Genomic DNA, 1,592 nt, shown 5'->3' with positions numbered 1-1,592 from the left:
GCTCGGGGCCCGGCCAGGCATCTTCGACTACCTGGAGGTGCCGGCATGAGCGTGCTTGCTCTTGAGGGCGGGTCCTCCCCGGAGACGGCCCCCGACGCCCTGTCGGGCTTTACGGTCGGCGTGACCGCGACGAGGCGGCGTGAGGAGTTCGGCGCACTGCTGGAGCGGCGCGGCGCCCGCGTGGTCAGCGCCCCCGCGATCCGGCTGGTCCCGCTGGCCGAGGACGCCGACCTGCTCGCCGCGACCCGGCTCAGCCTGGCGGAGCCGCTCGACGACGTGGTGGTCACCACCGGCGTCGGCTTCCGCGGGTGGATGGCCGCCGCCGAGGGCTGGGGGCTGTCGTCCGACCTGGGCGAGCACCTGGCCAACGCGCGGCTGCTGACCCGCGGCCCCAAGGCCCGGGGCGCGGTGCGCGCCGCCGGCCTCAACGACCACTGGACGCCCGCCACCGAATCGTGCCAGGAGGTCAAGCAGTACCTGCTCGACCAGGACCTGCGCGGGCGGCGTATCGCGGTGCAGCAGCACGGCGAGCCGCTCAGCGACTTCGTGGCGGACCTGCGCCACGCGGGAGCCGAGGTGATCGAGATCCCGGTCTACCGGTGGCTGCCGTACCGCGACATCTCGCCGCTGCGCCGCCTCATCAGCCAGACCATCTCCGGCTCGGTGGACGCGGTGGCCTTCACCAGCGCGCCCGCCGTACACGCGATGCTGGGCGCGGCCCGCGCCGAAGGGCTGGAGGAGTCGCTGCTGTCGGCGTTCAGCGGGACGGTCGTGGCCGCCTGCGTCGGGCCCGTCACCGCCGAGCCGCTGACCTCGCGCGGCGTGCCGACGCTGCAGCCGGAACGCTCGCGCCTCGGCGCGCTGGCCCGCGCCCTGGCCCGGCACCTGCCCGAGCACGGGGTGACCCGGCTCGTGGCGGCCGGGCACCGGCTGGAGATCCGCGGCCACGCGGTGGTGGTGGACGGCGAGCTGCGCCCGCTGCCCCCGGCCCCGATGGCGGTGCTCAAGCGCCTGGCCGACAAGCCGGGTCACGTGGTGTCCCGCGCTGACCTGCGTACCGTGCTGCCCGGCAGCGTCGCCCGCGACTCGGCCGAGCACGCCGTGGAGATGGCGATCACGCGGCTGCGGCGGGCGCTCGGGCCGAGCGGGATCGTGGAGACGGTGGTCAAGCGCGGCTACCGGCTCGCCTGCCAGTACGAGGCGGGGCTGTGATCGAACATACGGCCACGCTCGTCCTGGCCGCGCACGGCACGCGGAGCGCCGCCGGGGAGTCGACCCTGTCGGCCCTGGCGGAGACGGTCAGGAGGGCCCGTCCCGGGCACCGGGTCGAGCTGAGCTACCTCGAGATCAGCTCGCCCCTGCTGTCCGACGTGCTGCCCGCCGTCCGCGGACCCGTGGTCGTCGTCCCGCTGCTGCTGGCGGGCGGTTACCACGCCCACATCGACCTGCCGGAGGTCATCGCCTCCCGCCGCCCCGACGCCGTGGTCGCCGGCTGGCTGGGGCCGCACCGGCTGCTGACCTCCGCGCTGGTCCGCAAGCTGGCGCGCGCCGGCCTGCGCGCCACGGACGCGGTCCTGCTCGGGGCCGCGGGC

The 1,592-nt window shown here is 75.9% G+C and carries 2 protein-coding genes; both read left to right on the top strand.

Features of this window, described 5'->3' with window-relative positions:
- Positions 1 to 45 precede the first annotated feature (45 nt).
- Positions 46 to 1,212, top strand: coding sequence for a uroporphyrinogen-III synthase (locus ACWDX9_RS63115; RefSeq protein WP_449973417.1), 1,167 nt, complete (start codon positions 46 to 48; stop codon positions 1,210 to 1,212).
- Positions 1,209 to 1,592 (top strand): sirohydrochlorin chelatase (locus tag ACWDX9_RS63110; RefSeq protein WP_449973416.1); only part of this gene is annotated, 384 nt, incomplete at its 3' end. The genes ACWDX9_RS63115 and ACWDX9_RS63110, both read left to right, overlap by 4 nt.

This window comes from Nonomuraea sp. NPDC003201, assembly GCF_053590415.1.
This window is presented reverse-complemented; position numbering and strand designations above follow the sequence as displayed.